Below are 20,081 nucleotides of genomic sequence, written 5' to 3'. Positions count from 1 at the left end.
TTCTTAATGAAAGAAGTGATTATGTGAACAGTGAATTTACGATTGCCGTGCATAGTCTTGTATATTTGGCCTATGTACCTGAGCATATGGCAAGCAGCGAGCAAATTGCGAAAAATGTGGCTACACATCCAGCTAGAATTCGTAAAATTATGAGTTGCTTGCGGAAAAATGGCTTTGTCAGAACAAAGGAGGGTATCGGCGGCGGTTATATATTAAGTTGTAATCCTAACGAGACGACACTCGCACAAGTATATCGTGCAGTCTCTTATGGAACTCTAAAGCCTCATTGGTGTACAGGAGATCCGGAGCAAACTTGCCTTGTGTCCGCAAATATCCAAACGGTCATGGATGGCATTTTTGCAGATGCCGAATCCTATTTCGAAGCATATTTACACGGTATTACCATTCATTCTGTATTGGAAAAGATTAAACTTTGTCCTTAAGTTTAATTTTTCCGTCATTATAATGTAATTTTTTATATTACAGATGGAACATAACTGTAATAATTTTTGTAACAATTAAGATAGGGGTGAATATAGATGGAGTACAACAGCAAACTACTAAAGGTTGGAGATTGGGTAAGGGGCGAGGCGCCAGAAGGGGAATTGATTCATGGATATATTGAATCAATGGATGCGCTTAAGGGGATTGTCAAAGTGAATGTGGTAGTCTCTGACAATGAAGCTGTAGTTGGGAAGCGTATGCATCTGCTGGAAAAACGCGTAGAAAAATTAGCTGCGATATCTGCAGAAACAGAGGAACAACTTGCAGCATTGATTGATATGGCTTTGCTAACAGAAGACAGGGAGTGGTTTATGGAATTGACTGCGAAATTAAACGCAATAAAAGAGCGCAGTGAAAAAGCAAGTTATACGAGGGGCAATACAATTCCTACACGCGAAAGAATATTTGAAGCAAGAGACTAAAACTAGGAGGAGGTACAGTATGGCAATTGTCAACGCAACAGATCAAACATTTACACAAGAAGTAAAAGAAGGCTTGGTGTTGGTAGACTTCTGGGCACCTTGGTGTGGACCTTGTCGCATGATTGCGCCCATATTAGAAGAGATTGATGAGGAAATGAGCGGTTCCATAAAAATAGTAAAAGTTAACGTAGATGAGAATTCGACTATTGCAGCACAATTTCAAATTATGAGCATACCTGCACTTATTTTATTTAAAAATGGTGAGATTGTAGAAACAACAGTGGGCTATCAATCAAAAGAAGCGTTAACAGCACTGATTTCCAATTACGCTGAATAAGCGGGTTTCGTTACCCGCTTTGTAATAAAAATGGAGGGATAACATGATGAAAGAACAATATGCATCACTTTTTGAAGAATTTACATTTGCTAACGGTGTACAGCTGAAAAACCGTGTTGTTATGGCACCGATGACGAACTTTTCTGCTAATCTGGATGGAACCGTGTCAAGCGAGGAACTGTCTTATTATGCGCGTCGTTCAACCGGCGTCGGGATGGTAATTACAGCTTGTACATATGTGACACCAAATGGAAAAGGATTTCCGGGTGAATTTGCAGGAGACAGTGACGAGATGATTGAAAGCTTACGCCAATTGGCGACTACGATTCAAAAGAAAGGCGCAAAAGCAATTTTGCAAATTTTTCACGGAGGGCGTATGTGTCCGCCTGATTTGGTTGACAAAGATGTTGTAAGCGCCAGCGCAGTTGCAGCTCCAGGTAGCGATGTTTTACCGCGAGCGTTAGAAACAGTAGAAATTGAAGCAATTATTCGTGAGTTTGGAGAAACAACGCGACGCGCCATTGAAGCTGGTTTTGACGGTGTGGAAATTCACGGTGCCAACGGCTATTTAATTCATCAATTTTTCTCACCACACTCCAATCGCCGCGAAGACAAATGGGGCGGCAATGTGCAAAAACGCTTAACATTTCCACTTGCTGTGGTTGATGCAGTAAAAGAAGCGGTTAAAATGTACGCAAAGCAACCATTTCTTGTCGGATATCGATTCTCACCCGAGGAAGCAGAAACGCCGGGTATCACGATGGCTGATACATTGGAATTAGTAGATGCATTAAGTGAAAAGGATCTGGATTATTTGCATATTTCCCTAATGGAGTTTTGGTCTAAACCGAGACGTGGTGTAAACGATACGCGTTCTCGCTTAGAAATCATTCAGGAGCGCATTGGACATAAAGTACCAGTCATTGGTGTTGGTTCTATTTATACAGCAGACGATGCGATGAAGGCAATGGAAAGTGGTGTTCCTTTGATTGCAATTGGACGAGAGTTAATCATTGATCCAGACTGGGTGGAAAAAGTGCAGCAAGGTCGAGAGGATGAAATTGAAACAAAGCTAGATTTACGTGCACAGGAACGTCTTGTTATACCTACGCCTCTTTGGCAAGCAATTGTAAATAGACCGGGCTGGTTCCCAGTTGCGGAATGAAAAACAGGTAGCATTTGGCTACCTGTTTTTCATTTATTGAGAGAGATTTACACGAAAAATTGTTTTTGTAAAACTAAGTAATCTTTTTTTGTACAGTTTGCTATATTCTACTAGAAGTCTATCTTTATTTACGTTTCTTCCTAGCTCAAATTCTAGTTCGACACGAGATGGTACAATCCAGTTCAAAAGTGCATACAGCCTATGTGTGTAAGTGTCGAAATCTAAAAAAGTAAAGTAAAGAAAGCTGATATATTGCTTGTATGTTATTTTTGTTTCACAAATAAAAGAATACTCCCACCACAGATTAGATTTTTGCTGAAACGGCAACTCTTTAAGGTGCACGAGTTCAGGAAATACGTGATAGACGATTGATAAGGTACGCCATACCCTTTTATATGTTTTATGATTCTTGGCTTCGTTACATAATGTTTCATAATTGAATTCGTGTGTTGCTACTGAAATAATCTGTATAACATCTAAAAAGTATTTTAAAGAATTTAAATTGTGCTTCCAGCCGTGTAAACAAATCATATAGAATGTATGAGGTATAGAAAGTTCTTTTACATGTTGAAAAGATGGCAAAGGCGTTGCATGTTCCCAAAAATCTGCCATGCGAAGGGAGGATGTATGTTTCTTTAATAAGTGCCAGTGTATTTCCACGGTAAGAGGGATTTCAGACCCGGGCAGCAGTTTACTGAAGCTGCAATGAAAGTGAGATGGGATCATTTCTTCTTCTTCCGTAAATCCAAGCTCTTTTACGCATTGTATAGCTCTATAGATATCAGATTCTTTAACTAAAATATCAATATCTGAGGTAGATCTTGCCCCTATATGCCCAAAGTATTTTTCTGCAAATACCACACCTTTAAGTGGGATGACTTCAATCTGCAGGCTTTCAAAAGCTTGGAAAATCTGTCGTGTCTGATTTTTAATGAAAATATTCTGATAGAGAGCCGCGGTATACGCCTGGCACAATTGTTCTTGAAAAAAGGCAGGCGTTTCTTGTAAGCGGTTTTGTTGCTTTAACAAGAAGTATACTTGCGACTGTATGCCAAAACGAGAAATATTAGTTAGAGCCGACTCATAATATGCATCTTCTTGTGGAAGTGGACAATAACTAGGGTTATATAAAGCTTGTAATAATGCAATAGTCAACTACGTAACCGCCTTTCTTTAATAAGATTATTATGTTTCTTGCAGTGTAGAGGAGTAATTAGCGTATAATTCTCGATATAAACCATCTTGTCTCATCAATTCTTCATGTGTACCAGTTTGAACAATATCTCCATTGTCCATCACTACAATGATATCGGCGTTTTGAATGGTTGATAAACGGTGAGCGATGATGAGAGTTGTACGGTTTTTCATTAGTCTATCTATTGCTTTTTTTACTGTCTCTTCTGTTTGGTTGTCAAGCGCAGAGGTTGCTTCATCCAATAAAAGAATGGGAGCATCCTTTAGGATAGCTCTTGCTATGGCAAGGCGCTGTCTTTGGCCACCTGAAAGATTCACTCCTCTTTCCCCTACCTCAGTATCATACTGCTTGGGCAATGTCATAATGAAATCATGGATGCTTGCTGCGGTTGTTGCTTGTATCATAGTGTTTTCGTCTACATCAGGCTTGGCCATTTGCAGGTTCTCACGAATAGTACCCCTGAATAAGAAAGGTTCTTGCGATACATGTGCAATAGAACTGCGTAATTGTGCAACCGAATAATGTTTTATAGATGTGTGACCGAGGGCAATGGTCCCCTGTTGCGGCTCATAAAACCCTTGCAACAGTTGAAACAAGGTGGTTTTACCGGCTCCGCTTAACCCTACAATTGCTGTTGTTTTACCAGCCTGTATATGAAGATTGAATTGTTGTAAAATATGATCTATCCCATCATAACTAAACGTAATATTTTGGAAGTGAATGTCCTTTTCTCCTATATGTATAGGTGTATAAGAAGAGAGTGTAGCAGTTTCAGTAGGGAGCTGGAAAACAGCCGTTAATCGTTCTACGGATGTAATAGCCCGTTGAAAGCTGGCCCACTGACTGGCCAATTCAGTCAAAGGATAGATTAAATAATTTACCAAGTTCATAAAAATGAGCAACGTACCTGCAGTCATCGTTCCTTTGAAAACAAACAGGGCACCTAAGCAAAGGCTAATTAAAAAGGTAACAGAGCTAATAGCTTGTCCAGCAGCGAAAAAAGAACCGCTTAATCTCGTATTTTGCAATTCTAATGTATATAAATCCGTATTTTGAGAAGTAAACTTCTTATAAAATAGCTTCTCTAAGGTGAACGAACGAATTACTTGTAAACCAGTAAATGTTTCATTCACATGCTGGTGCATTGTATCTTGTAAATGCAGCATAACACGACTGTTTCGTCTTAGTAGTGATCCGAAAATAAGGCCTGAAAGTACTGCAAGGGGAGCAACTGCAATATTTAAGATAGTCAGTGTCCAATTTATATTGCATAAATAGATAAGAGCTGCTACATAAATAAGGGGTAAGCGAATTAAGTTCATCAAACTGCGGCCTACAACACCATTAATGCTATGAATATCAGTTGTAAAATAGGAGAGAAGCTCTCCAGAACGCAAACGGTTCATTTCTTTTGTGCGAAGCAATAAAATGTGCTTAAATAGAGCAATTTTTAAATCTCTTTTAATGCCGCTTGTTACTTTATTCTCAATGTACGTATCCATAAAATGATAGATAATGCTGACAACGGTAAGCCCGCATGCCAACGGGACAATCTGTTTTAAACGTGCGAAGTTACTTTGCACAGCAGCGTCCAAAATTGTGCCGAAAATCCAAGCGAACAGTAAGGTAAGGGCAATATCAACAAGCAATAAGAATAGTAAAATAAAGTAATATATTCGATAGGAAACAATATAAGGCCATAGTAAGGAAAAAGCTTTTTTCATATCGTCTTTTTTAAAATATGCTTGCACATGTTGATAGATTGTATCTTTTTGAATTCGTATCATATAAACACCTAATCTTCTCTTTCAATTATATACATGAGCGAAACAAGGAGACTCACATTCGAGTCTCCGTATTGTAAAGCGTTATTAACGATTGCCCTTCCCTTTTCCATTCCCCCCTCCGTTACCACCATTGTGCGGACCTGTATATGGAGGGTTTGGATAATTAACACCGCCATTTCCAGTACCTGGGTGATCAAGGTTGCCGTGACCTTTATTCCAGCTTTGGGCTGTTTCAAAGCGAATAGCTTGAGAGTGCATTACCACTGGTTTTTCATAAGTTTTTGTCGCTTGCATCGCATCACCTCCTTTTATCAATATATAACGCTTGTCATTCATTATAAAGAACAGGTGAGTCAAAGTAAAGATACTAAAAAACAATTATTTTCTTGTTGTTCATAGAGGATATGCTAAGTTAAGGGATAGTATGTCAAGGTAATTTACTTGTAAAATTAAAGGATTTCCATAGATTGAACAACGATAAGTATTTATTTAGTTTTATATTGAAATATATTTACAAAAAGAATAACAGAGATTAAAATAGGTTAAAAGTTCTTTATAGAGAATAATTTATTATATTGTAAAAAAAGAGTAGCCTATAAAATATGACTTAGGAGTACAGTGCATGGAACAAACCTATATTGAAATTGGTGACCATTGTGTTTTAATTTCGTCTGTATCTAAAGTACTGATGAGGTGGGTTAAGGAATATTTTCCTGCAAAAGAACAAGCGCATAAAGAAGTTGATCTTACTGTAAATCTAGCGGATGGATATGGTATGCCTTTTATAAATTATGATGTACATATTTCTACGAATGAAACCAGCATTATATATCAACGTGCGGATTATGAATTGTTAGTAAATCCTACTTATAACCATGCCATTATAGCAGTGTATGATGAACTTGCTCTAAGGCATGCGCTGCATAACTTGTACAGTGCCTTTATTGTGCATCATAAATGGGGATTGATGGTTCATTCTTCTTGTGTGGCACATAATGGCCAAGCCTATATTTTTAGCGGCCAGTCAGGAGCAGGGAAATCAACAGCTGCAAAACTATCAATGCCGCGACCGTTATTATCTGATGAAGCAACCCTAATTAAAATAAGCGATTCAGGTATTCGAGTTGTCAATTCGCCGTTTCGTAGCGAGTTCATGGAGGCATATCAAGATGTTCCACTACCACTAGCAGGGATTTACTTCTTAAACCAGTCATTAGATATAAAAGCAATACCTCTAAAAAAATCAGATGCATTGATAGGTATGATTGATAAAGTATTTTACTGGCAACACGATGAACAAGAAACTGTCAAATTGCTTGAAATGTGTAAGCGGTTAGTTGTACAAACATCTATACATAACATGTATTTTCAAAAAAATAATCGGTTTTGGGAGGTTATCGTATGAGTATAACGTATCAGTGTTCGGCTAATTTGGATATTGTAGAAATGGACGGAGAATGGGTGGTTCTTGATACAGAGAGTTTTACTATTACGAAAATAAATGAAGTAGGTGCTTCTATTCTGAAAGGAATACAAGCAAAGCAAAGTGTAGACAGTATTATTAAAGAAATTGTGGCGACGTATGCTATTGATTATACTGTTGTAGCTCAAGATACAGCATCATTTATAAAAGAGCTACAGAAGATAGGGTTAATTATGAATGAGCAACATGTCTAATTTAGAGTGCTACCAATTCAAGCATTTGCTTCTCCATAAAGGATGGTTAGATTTACCTTCATCAGGAGTAAGTATGTATCCTCTGATTCGAGAAGGAGATATTTGCCGATTTGTTTCTCTCACACATCTAGGCGATATAAAACGAGGAGATATCCTTCTGTTTATTTCTAATCATGGAAAACTTGTCGGTCATAGGTGTATAGGACGTGATGGAGAGTTCTATATATGCAAAGGTGATACAAATGTTTGTCATGATCCTATGTTTACCGTTGAAGAGTTGATTGGAAAGTTACTCTGGATTCAAAAAAAGAGATATATTCTAACAGCAGACAGTATATTGTTTCGCATATGGTCGTTTGTTGTTAGCGTATGTCCGACAGTTCCTATTTATTGCAAAAGATATTATAATTTTAAAAAGCGTTGTACAAGCTTTTGGAAAAATAGGCGACTTTATTAGGAGTCGCCTGTTTTTATCCGCGTTTTACAAACAAAGGAAGCTCTGTATGTCCCATTGCTCGAACATATACAAAAAGATTGCCTTTATGATGGATTTCGTGTTCATATGCCATTTGTAGCACATGTGCACCAGGTAGGCTTGCACCAAACACGCGCGTCAGGTCAATCACGCGATCAAAATCCTCATCCGTTAAAGACTCTAATAGGGCAATTGTTTCGTTTGTATACTTATCTGCAAGCTTGATAAGATTTGTTTCTGTATCTTCAATCGGTGCCATTAGCGGTGAAACATCACCGGCTTTTACAACCGCAGCAAATTTATAAAAAGACGTGAGCATATGTGTGACAAGCTTTTCTGCCGTCATAGAAGTTTCTGTAGGCTTAAAGTCATAGTTACCTTGCTCAATTTTGTTGATTAAATCGACAGTTACGTTGCGATGTGCCAAAAAGTTATGAATGAATTGCGATGCGCGATTCATAGTAATTCCTCCCTTTTACAAAAAGTATGTAGCTTACCTTTATGAATATATCGGATTGTGAGCTAAAAAGCTAGTGTAAACAACTAAGATATATATTTAAATTTATTAAATAGTTTTAGTTTTTTTAAGCTTAGCTGGACAAAAAGGAGGGAGATAAGATGAACGATTTTGTGATGATCGAAATAGATAATCAAAGATTTGCGTTACGTGAGCATCATGATTTTCAGTGGCTGGCGCAGCTTGGAACCGTTTTCGCTGTATTTGCAGAACAAGATTCAGGGAATCTTTGTTTTGGTGTGACGAAGAATGGTGCCAAGCAGTTTGTGAAGTATGCTGGCGCCAAAACGATGATGTATGAAGAGAAGCCGGAGTATGCAGTGGAAGTATTGCAGCAAGCCGTTTTGCGATACGAAGTATTACAGCATCCGCACTTGGTAACGCTGCAGCATCACTTTCCAACTGCATGTGGTTATGCGGCTATCTTTGATTGGTTTTCTGGAGAGTCGTTACATATGCCTCGGTCGTTTCCAGGTGACAGTAAATATACGGAACCAAGATCCCCATTTCATCGATATCGTAAGTTATCAGTGGCACAGCGTCTTGCTTCCTTACACGCTTTATTTTCTTTTCACGTGCACGTTGAAGCAAAGAATTATGTGGCAATTGATTTTTATGATGGGAGCATATTGTACGATTTTGATAATCACACCACGAAAATGTGTGATATTGATTTATATAGTCCCAAGCCATATGTGAATAAAGCGGGGAGAATGTGGGGATCATCACGATTTATGGCACCGGAAGAAGTTACCTTCGGTGCGGTCATTGATGAAAAAACCAATGTCTTCGCCATGGGGGCCGCAGCATTTGTATTGCTAGGTGACGGTCGAAATCGTTCATTTACATATTGGGAGGCAAATAAAGATTTGTATGAAGTTGCAAGAAAAGCAATACAAGAGAACAGGGAAGAGCGATACACTTCGGTGAAAGCTTTTTTTCAAGCATGGTGTGAGGCAGGCGGAGAGTGATGCATCTCCGCTTTTTATCATATTGCGATATGTTTCAAATTTGTTGTAGTCAGTATATTTTTGTATAAGCTGTCTAAAGCTAGCATGGTTTAAAAAATGCCCCATATACTGATAAGGACACGCTGAACGGAAAGGAATGAGAAAATGAATTATGGTATATCTGGTATACCTATATTATCTATTGTAATTGTAGTCAGTTTATTTGCTGTCCTGCTAGGTTACTTGTTGTTTGTATTTAAAAAAGAAGAAGAAGAGATTGATAGACAAATCAAGAGCAAAAGCGAGCGACTGACAGATTTGCAAGAGGAAAAGAAAAAACTAGATGATATGAGCTTATTAGTAGAATCCATCAATGTATCTGGGGCTAGTACACAAAAACTAGATAACCGGCTTGTAGAGATAGAAGAAGAGACGGAGCAATTACAAGCAGACATTAAACATTTAACAGAAGAGCGGACAGGAAAAGGAAAGATTCACAACCGAATAGAACAATTTACAAAGTGGGGGTTTTGTGGTGTGTTGGGTGTATTTTTCCTTGTGACAGTATGGCGTTTATTTGTGCTGTTTGTATAAGAAACAAAAGAGTTACAATCGCAAGGTGTAACTTCACTCAGTTTTTCGCAGTGCGGACATCGACTTCTAATTACTTTCGGTATCTGCAAGTAGCCGTATTGAATATAGGATAGAATAGCCCCAGGTAAAATTCTTATCATGTAGTCCTCCTTGAAATGGATTGAAGTATTTGGATGCAACCTACTTGTACTTAGTATGAGATAAAATAAGTGTTTTTAGTTTCTAGCAGCATAAGAAGTATAAAAGCAAAAAAGGCACGTGCTATTCACGCGCCTTTCTTCATTAGTTTGTATCTGGGTCTTCATCCCAATACTCAGTACCGCCACCAGTTTGTGCATTGAACGTCCAGTCTACTTTTAATGTATCACCTTGGAACTGATTTTGATCTGTTCCATCATCCACAAACTCAAATTGAACAAATAATTTTTCAATGTTGTTTCCTAGGCCTTTGCCATCATCAGCTGGAATACCGTCTGGTATTGGAAGAGCGCCAGTCTCATTATTGCTTCCAACAAAGCTGCCGATTGCTGTAATATCTGGTGTCATATCTTTTAATTCAGCTAATGTTTTTTCAACAACGGTAGATGTAGCACTACTCGTATTGTACAAAATCCTTACTTTAATATGTTTTGCTAAATCATCTGTATTCTCTTCTGTACCTTGTGCATTTTCTACTTCATATTTGGTACCCAGTAATACTTTATTAATATCCAATGAACCGCTGTTAGTCAGTGTGAACTCACGATACACAGTATCGCCAGGTTTAAGGTTGCTGATGTTTACAACCGCTGTCGGATTCACAGCTAAATCTAGTGTACCGTTTGCGAATGCGTTTTGTGTTTCTACTTTATCGCTAAAGTAAGCTAGTGTTCCTCCTCCCATTAATGCTAAACCTAAGCTTGCTGTCATAACACCCTTGCTAACTGTTTTAAAAAAGCTCATTCTTTCTCCTCCTTCAATATGTATAAAGTATTGTAAACTCCTATGTGTTGTAGAAACACATAGGTGGGTTAACCAATTTCAGAGTGCTTTTTTACCTCAAATCGTTTTGAAGAGGCAATGATGGAAAGTACTGCGGATAGGAATAGCAATGCTCCGGGAATAAACAACAGTAATGCTGATCCGACTTTTGAGGTTGCATAATTTAGTGCATATCCTACATATGGAATGGTAAAGCCATTGTATTGTCCAACAACAGTAGATGCAGACACAGTCCATAAGTCCACGGTATTGTTGTTATCACCTTTTGTTTTGTAAGAAACTTGTCCACCTTTTGTTAGTACCTCTACAATTCTGTGTGTCACTAATTGATTTTCTATTTGAAATGTGATGATATCGCCTTTTTCATATTTGCTTGGATCTTGTTTGATATTAATTGCGATAATTGAGCCTGTTTGAAATGTGGGCTCCATTGATCCGGATAAAACGGCCTTGAGCTGATAACCAGCTAGTGTTGGATCGCTACCTGAAAAGCGAGAGCTTAAAATAACAAACGCAAGTGCACATATGATCAATGTAAAAACAGTACGTATAATACCCGTCATTATTTTTAATAGCGTATTCCTCATGTCCTATCTCCTTATTGTTATTGAAAATTCTTTCGACTAATGAAACGTTACGTAAAGCTAGGTGCATCAACTGTTTCCCTAGAGACGCTTCATTTCACCTCTTTCTCAATTAAATCCTTTGACATTCATTATTACGCACTTAGCGGAAAAAGGAAATTGGGTTATTACAAGCTTAAAACCTTGTTTTTTTTTGTCGAAAATTGCGCTTGTATATGTAGAATGTAGTCAAATAGTAAGATAATTAACCCAATTGCTTTTTTTCTGAATTTTTTAAATAATAAAGTTGAGTTTTCTTACAAATTGCACAAGGGGTGATTGGATTGAAACAGAAGAAACAAAAAAAGATGAGTAAAAAAGCAGCAATTCCAGCTGTACTTGCATTATCTTTCATGGCTGGCGGTGTATTGCCAACAACTGCACCGAAGGTATATGCAGAAGAAACACAAGTAAGCGCAACGACTCCAGAAGAGGTAGCGCTCGCTTATCTTCAATCTCAAGTATTGAATACGGCAAGATCTTTTGTTACAACAAATCAGTTTCAAATTGTAAACAGCATCAAAGATAGTACAACGAATACATATCATGTGCGTACTATTGAGCAATACAAAGGTATTCCGATTTATGGATCTGGACAAGCTGTAGCACTAGATGCAAACAACAATGTATATGCCGCTGTTGGCAATGTTACACAAAACTTAAGTCGATCAGTTATTCCAACAGAAGCTGCCATTGCTAAAGAAGATGCAGAATCTATTGCGAAAACTGAAGTAGAAGCGTCTATTGGCGCAGTTAACAATTATGATGGTATTGAAACAGAACTTACGATTCTTCCAAAAGATGGACAACACCGCTTAACATATCTAGTAAAGTTATCTACTTCTATCCCGGCGCCGGGTTATTTCCACTATTTTGTGGATGCGACAACAGGTGAAGTGTTAGAACACTTTAATGCGGCCCATGAAGCCATCGATCCTGCGAATGTTACACCGATTACAGGAACAGGATTAGATGTGTTCGGTAAAAAGCAAAGCTTCATCTCTGTAAAGAATAACGCAGATGGTAAAAATTATCTGTATGGTGGTGCTATTGCAGGTGGAACTCTGACAAATCCTAATATTGTACCTGTTGCTACGTTTGATGCACGTCGTATGCCGGAAACGTCATTTATTTTATTAAGTGCGTTGTTCGGATTTACTGGGTTTGAAGTAAGATCAAATACATCATTCTTTGCAGATCCAGCAGCGGTTTCTGCTCACACCAATTCAATTAAAATAAATCAATACTATCAATCTGTTCATAAGCGTAACGGTATTGATAATAAAGCTATGCCGATGATTAGTACAGTTCATATTGGTTCTAAGTGGAACAACGCAGCTTGGAACGGAAAGCAAATGTTATACGGAGATGGTGATGGTGTACTACTTGGGTCGTTAGCAGGGGGACTAGATGTTGCTGGTCATGAAATTACACACGGTGTGATTGAAAAAACAGCAAACTTAACGTACCAGGATGAATCAGGTGCAATAAACGAATCTTTAGCAGATATTTTCGGTGAATTGGCAGAGCTGTATGCGGGTGGAATTACTGTAACTCCGCCTGACGCATGGGAGATGGGAGAAGATATTTATACACCAAACAAATTGAATGACGGTGGTCTTCGTTCTATGAGCAATCCGAAAACAAAATCTCTTTCTGCTGCTTATGGTTTAAAAGACAATAAGTATCCTGACACTTATGCTGATCGTTATATTGGTACATTAGATAAAGGTGGCGTTCACATCAACAGTAGCATTAACAACAAAGCTGCTTATTTAATCGCAGCCGGTGGTACGCACAATGGTGTAACTGTAACTGGTATTACACGTCAGAAAATGGAAAAGATTTACTATCGTGCACTAACATTATACTTGACGCCTTCTTCTGGCTTTAAAGAAATGCGCCAAGCAGCAATTCAATCTGCTCGCGATCTATATCCGGACAATCGAACGACTGGACAACCATCTACAGAAACGAAAGCAGTTATTGCTGCGTATGATGCGGTTGGTGTACCGGCTGAGTAATCATGAAAAAGGAGAGCGATTATCAATCGCTCTCCTTTTCAGCTATGTGCGAAACCCCATTGAAATACTATTTTCATTTTAAAGTAGTTTCCGGTAACGAGCTCACCTTTCGTTTGTGGAAGGTAATGTGATAGATAACGGTAGATATACAAATTATGGTAGATAGGAGAAAGCTAACCCAAATCGCGGTGAGGTTTTCCACAAACGTTAACGTGATATATCCCCCTGTACTACCTAGTAGAGAAGCGAAAGGCACGATGATGGGCACGCGTGATTTCCATAGGACGATGCAAAGCATGGGGGCAATGATAGCGGCATAGACATTGCCAAAGAAGAATAGCAGCTCCAACGGACTTGGCGTGACGAGTGATACCGCGATGAGCAAGATAGTACAAATGATGCCCGAAGACAAAAACGAGAACTTCCAACGTTCGCGATTCGTCAGCTCTTGGAAATGAGCGATAACATTTTTGACAAGCAACGTACAGATTGCATGAAGCTCGGCGCTGAACGCGGATGAAATGGCACTGAAGCAAAATAGCAGAAAAAAGACGATCAACATGGTGGACTGAATTTTTTCGACCAGTTCAAACAGCAAAGAATACAAAGTATCGTAGCTTCTTCCAAAAATGATAATCATAAGCAGCGAGGATAGAGCCAACGGAATGGTCGCCCATATCAATCCCGCAAGTGTAAAGGCCATGCGCACTTTTTCTTTTTGTAAAATGAAAATGCGTTGCCACGTCGCCCGGTCGATTATGATTTGTCCGAAGCCGATCAAAATAGCGGTGGCAATGAACGAAACGACGTCGGTATTTTTAATATACAGCAAGTATGGATGATATAATCTGACACCCTCGTAAACGGGACGAACACCCTCTTGGATATAGAAATAAACCGGAATGACGATGACGGCGATGAAAACGAAAGTAACGCTAACGCCCGCAAGCTGATGAATGCGCTGCATGCCACCTATGCCTCCGACCAAAAAGCAAAACAGTAAAAATAGAAGCATGCCCGCGAAAACCGGTAGAGCGGAAATTATATGAAACAGGATACCGGCACCCATTGCTTGCACGAACAAAGAATCGAAGCTGGTCACAAGCAAGAGGGTTATCATGTACCAGTAGCCCGTAGGAGATAATTTGGCGCGTAAAACATCGCCAATCGTTTGATGTTCGGTATAGCGTTCTCGAATTATTTTGGCCAGCAGACCGAATAGTATAAGCGCGAACGCCCCCATCATAGAATAGCCAATCCCTCCGGCCAGTCCATATTTAATTAAGGTCTCAGGGGAAGATAGTATGGTGTTTCCTGTTACCCATCTTGCCAAAAGAATGACCACGCCAAAGCCGAGACCTAGTTTTATACTCCCGGCTATATAGGTTTGATAGTTTTTATTCAACGAAAACTCCCCTTCAAGCGATAATCTCTAGGTGATTCACCCGTTAAGCGCCTGAACATTTGACTGAAATAATGCTGACTGTTGAACCCGCAGCGCTCCGAGACCTCCTGTATGCTGAGATTTGGATGGTCCAAGAGTATTTTCATCGCTGTTTTCAGGCGGAAATCATTGAGATACTCGGAAAATCCCATCCCAACCTCTTCCTGGAACTTTCTGCTTAAATAGGTGGCGTTGATATGGATGTGAGAAGCCAAGTATTGCAAGGTGAGCTTCTCGTTATATTCCTGATGAATGATTTGCAAGGTCTTCAGAATTTGTTCGGAGTAGGGATGGGAATGCTGGTAGCGTTCCAAAATGGTCAACAATTCTTCTTCAATAACGGGCTTGGTAATATAATCGGTAACACCCAAGCGAATGGAAGTACGCGCGTATTCAAAGTCTTGGTACGCTGTGACCATGATTATGTCCATGTTGTATATTTTGGTCAAATCAGATGCTAGCTCCAGTCCCGATTTGCCAGGGAGCTGAATATCTAAAAAGACCAGAGCGATTTGCTCGGATTGAACGATTTGCATAGCTTGTGAAGCATCACGAGCCTTATGTATATGCCAGGTTGAAAAACGATTGTGGATTAAATACTCTAGCTGCTCCAGTTCCAATGGTTCATCGTCTACAAGCAATATGTTCATACTGTGGCACCTGCTTTCATTTGTGACTTTCTAATAAAAGGAAATATAACGGAAACTGTTGTCCCGTTTTCAAAATGAATCATATCGATCGCTGTTTTGTCAGGTGAAAATAACAGATTTAATCTTTTTGAAATATTATCAAGACCAAGACCATGTTCCCTGTTCGCATTGCTCCGTTGCGTGGCGCAGCTGTTCCAAACGGATATGAGAATCATCTGGTTTTGTTGCTTCACTTCAATACGCAAACGCGCGTCTCCCGGAACTTGCTCAAATGCATGTTTAAAAGCATTCTCGACAAGCGTTTGGATTAAAAAGGGAATTGTAACGGCTTCTGTCACATTTTGCATGAGCTCGATTTCATAAAAAAGACGATCCCTGAACCTTATTTTTTGTATCTCTAAATAGTAGTTGACATATGTAAGCTCTTCGTCGATGGTGATGAAGGGCTCAATAGTTCTGTATTTGAATTTGAGCAATTTGGATAGTGTTTCTATGGAGCGAATCAACTCGGATTTTCGATTCAGTCTGGCCAAACTTAAAATGCTGTTCAGCGTATTGAAAAAGAAATGAGGCTGTATTTCTTGATTGAGCTGATTATAAAGAGCTGTTTGCAGCTCGCGTTCCAGGGCGATTTCTCGTTTTTGTTTTTCTAACAGGTCAATCCGTTTTTCAAATATGAACAAAAATAACAATGTAAATGTACCAAGCAACGGTGCCAGCACACAAAACATGATATAAATTGAAAAAGCATCCAATGTTAACATATAGCGTTCTCCTTCATAGAGAAAAAGGGAGTTAACAAAACTCCCTATCCTGTAATACTATTGTACAAAATTATGAAACTTTTGAAAATATATTAGGATTTTTACATAAGTTCTTTCGTAAAATGACAGCTTACAAAATGTCCTTTCTCTAACTCTTGTAAGGGGGGGGCTTCCGTTTTGCACATTGCCACCGCATGCGGACACCTTGTATGAAAGCGGCAGCCGGTCGGCGGATCAATTGGTGAAGGTACATCGCCTTTTAACATGATACGCTCTTTGCGCAGTTCGGGATTTGTGATGGGAATGGCTGATAGCAAGGCCTTTGTATAGGGATGAAGCGGTGTTTGGAAAAGTGACTTTTTATCAGCGATTTCCACTATTTTTCCTAAATACATGACCATCACACGATCTGATATATGACGTACGACACTAAGGTCGTGTGAAATAAACAGAAAAGTTAATTGGAATTGCTTTTGCAGGCGCTTGAGTAGATTCAAGATTTGCGCCTGGATCGACACATCTAACGCGGACACTGCTTCATCGCAAACAATTAACTTTGGGTTTACGGCAAGCGCTCTTGCGATACCGATCCGCTGGCGCTGTCCGCCGCTGAATTCATGCGGATAGCGATCGAGCGATTCTGGGGGGAGTCCCACGTATTGAAGCAACTCCAACATACGGGCCGTACGCTGCGGTTTTTCTGTGACCTTTTGAATGGACATCGCTTCATTCAATATTTGTTTGATGGTTTGTCTGGGATTGAGAGAAGCGAAGGGGTCTTGAAAGATGATCTGCAAATCGCCCCGGAGCTTTCTCAGCTCTTTATTGTTGAAGTTCAAAATATTTTTGCCGCTGTAGTGAATTTGTCCGTCTGTAGGTTCATCCAGACGCAAGATGGCTCGCCCTGTTGTGGATTTGCCACAGCCGGATTCTCCAACAATACTTAATGTTTCACCCGCGAAAATATGAAAGGAAATATCGTCGACCGCTTTTACATGAGATTTGGGAAGTAGAAAAGGATTGCTTCTGACAGGAAAGTATTGCTTCAAGTGATCAACTTGCAGAATGACCTGTTTATCTGTAATTTCCTTCATGTTTATACAACCCCTTCAGTTTGTTCTTGCCAATGTTCGGTGTATTTCCAGCAGCGCACCTGACCGCTGGCAGTATCGAGCAGTTCGGGCTGTTGTGTAGCGCAAACCTCTCGTTTATAAGGACAGCGCGATGCGAACCGGCAGCCAGCAGGCATTTGATAAGGGCTTGGGATACTACCCTCGATCGTCTCTAATTCTTCATAATCCTCATGAATGCTTGGCAATGAAGCGAGCAACCCCTGTGTATAAGGGTGCTGCGGGTCGGTAAAAATTTGAGCTGTAGAAGCGTATTCTACGATATTGCCGGCATACATGACCGCCACTTTATCGCAGGTTTCCGCGACAATACCAAGATCATGCGTAATCATGATGATTCCCATACCAAGCTTTTGCTGCAAATCCTTCATTAGTGCAAGGATTTGTGCTTGAATCGTTACATCCAGTGCTGTTGTCGGTTCATCGGCAATCAAAATTTCCGGTGTGCAAGCTAAAGCCATGGCGATCATCACTCTTTGGCGCATGCCGCCGCTTAATTGAAAGGGCTCTTGCTTAGCTCGCTTGTTGGGGGAGGGAATTCCAACAAGCTCCAGCATTTCCACCGCTTTGCTCCACGCTTCCTTTTTATTCATATGTTGATGCAATCTAAGCGCTTCGGCGATTTGTTCGCCGACAGGAATCACTGGGTTCAACGAAGTCATCGGCTCTTGGAAAATCATTGAAATTTCATTGCCGCGAATGCTTTGCATTTCTGTTTCTGATAGAGTTGTCAAATCTCTTCCTTTAAATATTACAGACCCACCGACAATCTTTCCCGGAGGAGAAGGAATAAGGCGGAGAATGGATAAAGAGGTCATACTTTTGCCGCATCCCGATTCCCCGACAATTCCTAATGTTTCTCCTTTATGCAGCGTAAAATCAATACCATCCACCGCTTTACTTATTCCCCGTTTTGTAGTGAAGTGAGTTTGCAGGCCTTTTACTTCCAAAATTGGTTTGTTCATGTGCATCACCGCCTGTTAGTTTAATTCAATTCGTTTGTTGAAGAAGCGATAAAAAATATCGACCACTAAATTGACTGTCACAAAGATAAGCGAGGCGCACAAAACACCGCCCTGCACCATTGGTAAATCCCGCATACGGATTGCGTCCACAATCATCCTCCCAAGCCCGTTGATGGCGAATACGGATTCTACGAGCACAGTTCCGCCTAGCAAAGCGCCAAACTGCAGTCCCACAACAGTAATAACAGGAATCAACGCGTTCCGTAGCGCATGCTTATAGATGATGACTCGTTCACGAAGCCCTTTGGCGCGGGCGGTTCGAATATAATCTTGGCGGATCACCTCGAGCATGCTTGAACGTGTCATTCTCGCTACAATGGCCGCGCCACCTGCGCCTAGTGTAAAGGCGGGAAGGATGACATGCAGGAGGCTGTCCCACCCTGCTACCGGAAGCGCTTGTAATTTGACTGAGAAGAAATACATCAACATCAAACCGAACCAAAAGCTTGGTAAAGAAATGCCGAGCAAAGCGACAACCATCACGCCAAAATCCGTAAGAGAGTAGGGCTTCACAGCAGAGATGATTCCTGCGCCCATTCCCAAGACAATGGTGATAAGGATGCTGAAGAAGGCAAGCTCCATTGTAATAGGAAGTCGCACCAGAATTTCGTCAAGAACAGGTTGGCTATTTTTTAAAGAAGTGCCTAAATCCCCTTGAAAAACATGCGTTACATAGTCAAAGTACTGAATCAAAAAAGGGCGATTGAGACCAAGCTGCTCTCTGAGTTGCGCGATGGTTTCCTTAGAGGCACCTTCTCCTGCCAGCAGTACTGCGGGGTCACCCGGCACAAGCTGCATAATAAAAAAAACGACAAATGTTACGCCAATGATGACGGGAATGGTCTGAAGAAGACGACGAACAATAAAGGTCAGCATAGTATTTCAACCTCCTGATAAGTATGGGTGTTACTTTTTCATTCTGGGATCGAACGCATCCCGCAGACCGTCTCCAAAGATATTGAACCCAAGTACCAAGATAGAGATGGCAAGACCGGGAAACAGTGCGATATAAGGTGCTGAGAACAGGAAATCCCGGCCGTTGCTCAGCATTGATCCCCACTCCGGGGAAGGAGGCTGCGCGCCGAGTCCAAGAAAGGATAAACCAGCGGCGGAAAGAATGGCAGTTGCCAAGCGTAACGTACCCTGTACAATAATAGGCGAAAGAACATTGGGCAAGATGTGCCTTGTGATGATGATAAAATCGTTGGCACCAAGAGAACGAATGGCATCGATATATTCCAAGCGCTTAACCTCCAGCGTCGATCCACGCACAATACGGGCAAACAACGGTACAGAGAACGCTCCAACGGCGATCGTGACATTGATGAGACCAGGGCCGAGGGCGCTGATGATGGCCAAAGCCAATAAAATTCCAGGGAAAGCGAGCATAATATCCATGATTCTCATAATGATAGAATCTATCCACTTGCCGTAATAGCCTGCGATCAAGCCAAACATAATGCCAAAGGTGGCTCCGAATGTGACAGCGGAGAATCCGACACCCATGGAAAGTCTGGAGCCGTATAAAACTCGGCTTAAAATATCACGTCCTTTATCGTCGGTGCCCATCCAATGTTCCATCGATGGGGGAAGCAATTTCTGATTAAGTCGGATTTCATAGGGGTCATAGGGAGCTAAAATGGGCGCCAACAAGGCGATTAATATATAAAATAGTATAATAATTGCTCCCGCCATCGCCGCTTTATTTGCTATAAATATAGAAATGAAGTCTTTTAGTCTGGATGATTTCGAATGTAATACAGGTTGTGTGACAAGCTGGGATTGTGTTGCGTGAATTTCTGGTCTCATACAGTTCC

Annotated in this window: 22 protein-coding genes; 9 read left to right on the top strand and 13 right to left on the bottom strand. The window is 40.3% G+C overall.

The window, feature by feature from the left end; translation table 11 throughout:
• Window positions 1-23 precede the first annotated feature (23 nt).
• The 4 genes from MUG87_RS04170 to MUG87_RS04155 all read left to right on the top strand — a co-directional run bounded on the left by MUG87_RS04170 (window position 24) and on the right by MUG87_RS04155 (window position 2,428).
• Window positions 24-443: an Rrf2 family transcriptional regulator gene (locus tag MUG87_RS04170; RefSeq protein WP_247085807.1), complete on the top strand. Its 420-nt coding sequence runs from the start codon at window positions 24-26 to the stop codon at window positions 441-443.
• A 96-nt stretch (window positions 444-539) separates the two neighbouring features.
• On the top strand, window positions 540-926 hold the full coding sequence (locus tag MUG87_RS04165; RefSeq protein ID WP_247085805.1) for an IDEAL domain-containing protein: 387 nt from the start codon (window positions 540-542) through the stop codon (window positions 924-926).
• Window positions 927-945: 19 nt separating this feature from the next.
• Window positions 946-1,263, top strand: coding sequence for a thioredoxin (gene trxA, locus MUG87_RS04160; RefSeq protein WP_247085802.1), 318 nt, complete (start codon window positions 946-948; stop codon window positions 1,261-1,263).
• Between the two features lie 43 nt (window positions 1,264-1,306).
• Window positions 1,307-2,428 carry an NADH-dependent flavin oxidoreductase gene (locus MUG87_RS04155; RefSeq protein WP_247085799.1) on the top strand — a complete coding sequence of 374 codons (1,122 nt, stop codon included), beginning with the start codon at window positions 1,307-1,309 and terminating at the stop codon, window positions 2,426-2,428.
• Between the two features lie 33 nt (window positions 2,429-2,461).
• Here MUG87_RS04155 and MUG87_RS04150 read toward each other — a convergent pair whose 3' ends face one another.
• The 3 genes from MUG87_RS04150 to MUG87_RS04140 form a co-directional block, all read right to left on the bottom strand.
• Window positions 2,462-3,583 (bottom strand): nucleotidyltransferase family protein, encoded by a 1,122-nt coding sequence (locus tag MUG87_RS04150; RefSeq protein WP_247085796.1) that lies wholly within the window; start codon window positions 3,581-3,583, stop codon window positions 2,462-2,464.
• 30 nt (window positions 3,584-3,613) lie between these two features.
• Window positions 3,614-5,410 (bottom strand): ABC transporter ATP-binding protein, encoded by a 1,797-nt coding sequence (locus MUG87_RS04145; protein ID WP_247085793.1) that lies wholly within the window; start codon window positions 5,408-5,410, stop codon window positions 3,614-3,616.
• A gap of 84 nt (window positions 5,411-5,494) precedes the next feature.
• A complete protein-coding gene (locus MUG87_RS04140) occupies window positions 5,495-5,704 on the bottom strand; it encodes a hypothetical protein (RefSeq protein WP_247085789.1) in 210 nt (69 codons plus the stop codon).
• Window positions 5,705-6,032: 328 nt separating this feature from the next.
• Here MUG87_RS04140 and MUG87_RS04135 point away from each other — a divergent pair, with 328 nt between their 5' ends.
• On the top strand, window positions 6,033-6,815 hold the full coding sequence (locus MUG87_RS04135; RefSeq protein WP_247085786.1) for a hypothetical protein: 783 nt from the start codon (window positions 6,033-6,035) through the stop codon (window positions 6,813-6,815).
• Complete coding sequence (locus MUG87_RS04130; RefSeq protein WP_247085783.1) at window positions 6,812-7,087, top strand: PqqD family protein; 276 nt, start codon at window positions 6,812-6,814, stop codon at window positions 7,085-7,087. The genes MUG87_RS04135 and MUG87_RS04130 overlap by 4 nt, the downstream gene beginning before the upstream one ends.
• A gap of 470 nt (window positions 7,088-7,557) precedes the next feature.
• Here MUG87_RS04130 and MUG87_RS04125 read toward each other — a convergent pair whose 3' ends face one another.
• Entirely contained in the window at window positions 7,558-8,022 is a 465-nt protein-coding gene (locus tag MUG87_RS04125) for a DinB family protein (protein ID WP_247085781.1), read from the bottom strand.
• A gap of 158 nt (window positions 8,023-8,180) precedes the next feature.
• Here MUG87_RS04125 and MUG87_RS04120 point away from each other — a divergent pair, with 158 nt between their 5' ends.
• Window positions 8,181-9,050: a serine/threonine-protein kinase gene (locus MUG87_RS04120; protein ID WP_247085779.1), complete on the top strand. Its 870-nt coding sequence runs from the start codon at window positions 8,181-8,183 to the stop codon at window positions 9,048-9,050.
• A 144-nt stretch (window positions 9,051-9,194) separates the two neighbouring features.
• Window positions 9,195-9,623, top strand: coding sequence for a hypothetical protein (locus tag MUG87_RS04115; RefSeq protein ID WP_247085777.1), 429 nt, complete (start codon window positions 9,195-9,197; stop codon window positions 9,621-9,623).
• A gap of 282 nt (window positions 9,624-9,905) precedes the next feature.
• Here MUG87_RS04115 and MUG87_RS04110 read toward each other — a convergent pair whose 3' ends face one another.
• Window positions 9,906-10,565: a TasA family protein gene (locus MUG87_RS04110; RefSeq protein ID WP_247085775.1), complete on the bottom strand. Its 660-nt coding sequence runs from the start codon at window positions 10,563-10,565 to the stop codon at window positions 9,906-9,908.
• Window positions 10,566-10,633: 68 nt separating this feature from the next.
• Window positions 10,634-11,167 (bottom strand): signal peptidase I SipW, encoded by a 534-nt coding sequence (sipW, locus tag MUG87_RS04105; protein WP_247087491.1) that lies wholly within the window; start codon window positions 11,165-11,167, stop codon window positions 10,634-10,636.
• Between the two features lie 368 nt (window positions 11,168-11,535).
• On the opposite strand from sipW, the gene MUG87_RS04100 reads away from it, so the two are divergent.
• Window positions 11,536-13,251 (top strand): M4 family metallopeptidase, encoded by a 1,716-nt coding sequence (locus MUG87_RS04100; RefSeq protein WP_247087490.1) that lies wholly within the window; start codon window positions 11,536-11,538, stop codon window positions 13,249-13,251.
• A gap of 73 nt (window positions 13,252-13,324) precedes the next feature.
• Here the strand turns inward: MUG87_RS04100 and MUG87_RS04095 are convergent, their stop codons facing one another.
• The 7 genes from MUG87_RS04095 to MUG87_RS04065 all read right to left on the bottom strand — a co-directional run bounded on the left by MUG87_RS04095 (window position 13,325) and on the right by MUG87_RS04065 (window position 20,073).
• On the bottom strand, window positions 13,325-14,656 hold the full coding sequence (locus tag MUG87_RS04095) for an SLC5/6 family protein (protein WP_247085773.1): 1,332 nt from the start codon (window positions 14,654-14,656) through the stop codon (window positions 13,325-13,327).
• Window positions 14,653-15,345, bottom strand: coding sequence for a response regulator transcription factor (locus tag MUG87_RS04090; protein ID WP_247085771.1), 693 nt, complete (start codon window positions 15,343-15,345; stop codon window positions 14,653-14,655). Before MUG87_RS04090 ends, MUG87_RS04095 begins: the two co-directional genes overlap by 4 nt.
• Window positions 15,342-16,109, bottom strand: coding sequence for a sensor histidine kinase (locus MUG87_RS04085; protein ID WP_247085769.1), 768 nt, complete (start codon window positions 16,107-16,109; stop codon window positions 15,342-15,344). The genes MUG87_RS04090 and MUG87_RS04085 overlap by 4 nt, the downstream gene beginning before the upstream one ends.
• A 101-nt stretch (window positions 16,110-16,210) precedes the next feature.
• Entirely contained in the window at window positions 16,211-17,203 is a 993-nt protein-coding gene (locus tag MUG87_RS04080; protein ID WP_247085767.1) for an ABC transporter ATP-binding protein, read from the bottom strand.
• A gap of 2 nt (window positions 17,204-17,205) precedes the next feature.
• Entirely contained in the window at window positions 17,206-18,210 is a 1,005-nt protein-coding gene (locus MUG87_RS04075) for an ABC transporter ATP-binding protein (RefSeq protein ID WP_247085765.1), read from the bottom strand.
• 9 nt (window positions 18,211-18,219) lie between these two features.
• A complete protein-coding gene (nikB, locus tag MUG87_RS04070; protein WP_247085763.1) occupies window positions 18,220-19,140 on the bottom strand; it encodes a nickel ABC transporter permease in 921 nt (306 codons plus the stop codon).
• Window positions 19,141-19,170: 30 nt separating this feature from the next.
• Window positions 19,171-20,073: an ABC transporter permease gene (locus MUG87_RS04065; protein WP_247085761.1), complete on the bottom strand. Its 903-nt coding sequence runs from the start codon at window positions 20,071-20,073 to the stop codon at window positions 19,171-19,173.
• Between the last annotated feature and the right edge of the window lie 8 nt (window positions 20,074-20,081).

The sequence above is a fragment of the Ectobacillus sp. JY-23 genome (genome assembly GCF_023022965.1).
GTDB lineage: Bacteria > Bacillota > Bacilli > Bacillales > Bacillaceae_G > Ectobacillus.
Note: the sequence above shows the minus strand (reverse complement) of the source record. Positions and strands in the feature narration are given on the sequence as shown.